Source organism: Streptomyces sp. NPDC057900 (genome assembly GCF_042887885.1).
Taxonomy (GTDB): Bacteria; Actinomycetota; Actinomycetes; order Streptomycetales; family Streptomycetaceae; genus Streptomyces.
Genome location: NZ_JBHVOI010000031.1, coordinates 1 through 3,555 on the forward strand (window position 1 = coordinate 1; position 3,555 = coordinate 3,555).

Here is a 3,555-nt window from a genome sequence, read left to right on the forward strand (position 1 = left end):
GACTCTATCAGACTCTTTCGCGTCCGATTCCCGGTCGAAGCGGGCCTCGCATTTTCGCTTTCCAGTTCTTCGCTTTCGCGTTTCCCTTTCCGGCGGTTCCAACCTTACCAGACTCTATTTCGTTCCGTTTCCGGTTCGAATTTGAATTCCGGTGGCCGTTGAAGTGGCCTTGCCTTTCGGCTGATTCGACTTTATCAGAAACGGTTCGGCCGAACTAATCGGCTTCGCGATCCGGAGAGTGGGAATCAATGGCTCTGCGGAAATTCAATTTCCGACGAGAGCGAGATGACACTAACTGCTGGGCCCGAACTTGTCCAGTTCGAGGCAACCGTTCGAATCTACCTCCCCCAGTGCGCCGTGTCAACGGTTTTTTGGGGCGAGGAGGAGACTAGCAGGTCAGGAGAGGCGTACGCACATCAGGCGGCCACCGGAAGTTCGGCGCTCCGTTCGGCGTCGGCAACGTCGCCGGTGTCGCCGGCTCGGGCCGCACGGCCGCCCAGGATGTAGACGTACGCGAGGAAGGCCAGCTCGGCGGCGACTCCGATGGCGATACGGGCCCAGGTCGGGAGGCCGGAGGGGGTGACGAAGCCTTCTATGAGACCCGAGACGAACAGGATGAGGGCCAGGCCGATGGCCATGCCGATCGCGGCGCGGCCCTGTTCCGCGAGGGCTGTGCGCCGGGTGCGCGGACCTGGGTCGATGACCGTCCAGCCCAGCCGGAGCCCGGTTCCTGCCGCGACGAAGACGGCCGTCAGTTCGAGCAGTCCGTGCGGGAGGATCAGGCCGAGGAAGGTGTCGAGCCGGCCGGCCGAGGACATCAGTCCGATGCCGATGCCGAGATTGAGCACGTTCAGGAAGAGGATCCAGATCACCGGGACGCAGAGGAACGCGCCCAGCACCAGGCACATGGCCGCGGCCTGGGCGTTGTTCGTCCAGACCTGGGCGGCGAACGAGGCCGCGGGGTGGCTGGAGTAGTAGGTCTCGTACTCGCCGCCGGGATTGGTCATGCGGCGCAGATCCTCCGGGGCGGCGATGGCCGACTGGACTTCCGGATGGGCGGCGATCCACCAGCCGATCAACGCGGCCAGGAGCGTGGAGAGGACGGCTGTGGGTATCCACCAGTGCCGGGAACGGTAGACCGCTGCGGGAAAGCCCGCGGTGAGGAATCGCGAGGCGTCCCGCCACGAGGCTCGGCGGGTTCCGGTCACCGTGGCACGGGCCCGGGCCACCAGCTGGGTCAGGCGCGCGATGAGCAGCGGGTCGGGGGCGCCGGACTGGATCAGGGAGAGATGGGTCGCCGTGCGCTGGTAGAGGTCGACCAGCTCGTCGGCTTCCGCGCCTGTGAGCTTGCGTCCTCGGTGCAGGAGGTGGTCCAGGCGGTCCCACTCGCTGCGGTGGGCGTTGACGAAGACGTCGAGGTCCATGGTCGGCTGCTGCTCCAGGCATGGGTGCGTACGGGTCCGTACTGCTGCGGCGCGTTTGCGGGTCAGCTTGGCAGACTGTGGCCCGGTGGGGCAGGGATGGACGGCGAAGGGTGGGGCGGGGATGAGCGAGCTCGTGACCGGGGACGCGGTCGTGCTGGGGCTGCGGCCGGCGAAACTGCCGAGCCGCGCGCTGGCTCTTTCCATCGATCTGGTCGTGATCGGGACGGCGTTCGTCCTGGTCTCGGTCGGACTGGCCGTGGCGACCTCCGGACTGGACGAGGCGGCGTTCGCCGCCGTCTCCGTGGCGACGTTCCTGCTGGTGCTGGTCGGCGCTCCGATCGCGGTGGAGACGCTCAGCCACGGCCGTTCCCTGGGGAAGCTGGCGTGCGGGCTGCGTGTGGTGCGGGACGACGGGGGGCCGATCCGGTTCCGGCACGCGCTCGTGCGTGGGGCGATGGGTGTCGTGGAGATTCTCATGACGCTCGGGGTGGTCGCGTCCATCGCGTCGCTGGTCTCGGCTCGCGGGAGGCGGCTCGGCGATGTCTTCGCGGGAACACTCGTCGTACGCGAGCGGCTGCCCGCGGGCCGGTCCGCCGCTGTTCCTCCCCCGCCGCCCTGGCTGGTGGGACGTTTCGCCGGGCTGGATCTGTCGGCGGTTCCGGACGAACTGTGGCTGGCGGTACGGCAGTACCTGACGCGGATGCACCAACTGGACGCGGATGTGGGCCGGGCCATGGCCGGTCGGCTGGCCGGGGAGCTCGCCGGGTGGACCGGGGTTCCGGCCCCGGTGGGCGTGCCCGCCGCCGCGTACCTCGCAGCCGTGGTGAACGAGCGGCAGGCCCGGGACGCGCACCGGATGCTCGCCGCTTCCCGGTCCTCCGCCGACCGCCCCAGCGGTACGGGTACGGGGTGGCCCATGGGACCTCCTGGCCCGACCGGCGAAGGCGGCAGTGGCAAACCCGGTGCCGGCGTGAGTGAAGGGCCTCGGGGCTCGGGGGCTGGGCCTGCTGCTCCTGTCGACGCGGCGCATCCCGCGCCGCCGGCCGCCACCGGGTTCGCCCCGCCCGGGTAGGGACTGTCCGGCGGGTGGGCGAACACGGTCACGGCACTAGCGGGCCGAGGGCGGGGATTCCAGCTCTTCCAGCTCGATGCCCGGGGCCGAGAGGACCACGTCGCCGGCCAGGTGGATGGTGTGCTGCTCGCCGGTGTCCAGGGCGTTGACCTGGTATTCGTCCACGATCAGCGGCCCGTTGTCAGTGGCGTGCGCTTCACTCTTCACCAGGGCCCAGGACTGGTCGACGGTACGGGGGGCGAGGACCGGATCCGTGAAGGCGACGACGCGGAGACGGGTCGCGGGGGAATCGGGAGTGAGGCGCAGCAGGCGTGCGGTCGCGACGAGGAATGCGGGGGAAGTGCCGGTGAAGGTGTGGGCGCGGACATTGCCTTCGGTGGCGTGAGTGCCGGTCGCATCGGTGCGGACCCAGGTGACGCCTTCGAGGGCGGCGCCTCGGATCTGCCAGCTCGCGGCGTGGAGTTCGAGACGGATCGGGCGGCCGAGTTCGTCCAGAGTGAGATCGATGGATCCGAGGTGGTCGCCGGACGGGGCGGTCGTCTGGGAGACATAGCGCCAGCCGGAGGGGCCGGGGGCGCAGTGGAAGTGCTCTTCACCGAGGGGGGTGTGGTCGTGAAGATCGTGGAGCGAATAACGGCCGCGGGGCATGGGGTCCTTCGGGTTCCTCGGGCTGTGCGGGTGCGGTACGAACGCAGGCCCCCGACACGGGGGTGCGGGGGCCTGCGTTCGTAGCTGCTGCACTGTGCTGCTGTCCTGCTGAGTCCCCGGGGCGCTGACGCTTTCGCGTCACGAGCGTCACGAGCGTCACGAGCGTCACGAGCGTCACGAGCGTCACGAGCTCCGGGTGCGGGTCCGCGAGGCCTGCCGGTGGCCGGTCGGCACTGACCGGTGGTGACTGTGACCGGTCACCGGCACGCCGTCGCGGTCAGCGGATCAGTAGCGGTAGTGGTCGGACTTGTACGGTCCGTCGACCTCGACACCGATATACGCCGCCTGCTCCGGGCGCAGCGTGGTGAGTTTGACGCCGAGGGCGGCGAGGTGGAGGCGGGCGACTTTTTC

At 69.3% G+C, this 3,555-nt stretch carries 4 protein-coding genes; 1 reads left to right on the forward strand and 3 read right to left on the reverse strand.

All coding sequences use genetic code 11. The features are described from left to right. Nucleotides 1–416: 416 nt before the first annotated feature. Nucleotides 417–1,424, reverse strand: coding sequence for a stage II sporulation protein M (locus ACFVQ0_RS37120; RefSeq protein ID WP_390093595.1), 1,008 nt, complete (start codon nt 1,422–1,424; stop codon nt 417–419). Nucleotides 1,425–1,545: 121 nt separating this feature from the next. On the opposite strand from ACFVQ0_RS37120, the gene ACFVQ0_RS37125 reads away from it, so the two are divergent. After that, nucleotides 1,546–2,496 carry an RDD family protein gene (locus ACFVQ0_RS37125; RefSeq protein ID WP_390093596.1) on the forward strand — a complete coding sequence of 317 codons (951 nt, stop codon included), beginning with the start codon at nt 1,546–1,548 and terminating at the stop codon, nt 2,494–2,496. A 36-nt stretch (nt 2,497–2,532) separates the two neighbouring features. Here the strand turns inward: ACFVQ0_RS37125 and ACFVQ0_RS37130 are convergent, their stop codons facing one another. Next, nucleotides 2,533–3,144, reverse strand: coding sequence for a hypothetical protein (locus tag ACFVQ0_RS37130; protein ID WP_390093597.1), 612 nt, complete (start codon nt 3,142–3,144; stop codon nt 2,533–2,535). 285 nt (nt 3,145–3,429) lie between these two features. Further along, nucleotides 3,430–3,555, reverse strand: a 126-nt coding sequence (locus ACFVQ0_RS37135; protein ID WP_390093598.1) for an adenosylhomocysteinase, incomplete at its 5' end; no start/stop codon positions are given.

Excerpts from the sequence above, each read along its gene's own strand:
- ACFVQ0_RS37120 (WP_390093595.1), bottom strand. The coding sequence starts at position 1,424 with ATGGACCTCGACGTCTTCGTCAACGCCCACCGCAGCGAGTGGGACCGC.
- ACFVQ0_RS37125 (WP_390093596.1), top strand. The coding sequence starts at position 1,546 with ATGAGCGAGCTCGTGACCGGGGACGCGGTCGTGCTGGGGCTGCGGCCG.
- ACFVQ0_RS37130 (WP_390093597.1), bottom strand. The coding sequence starts at position 3,144 with ATGCCCCGCGGCCGTTATTCGCTCCACGATCTTCACGACCACACCCCC.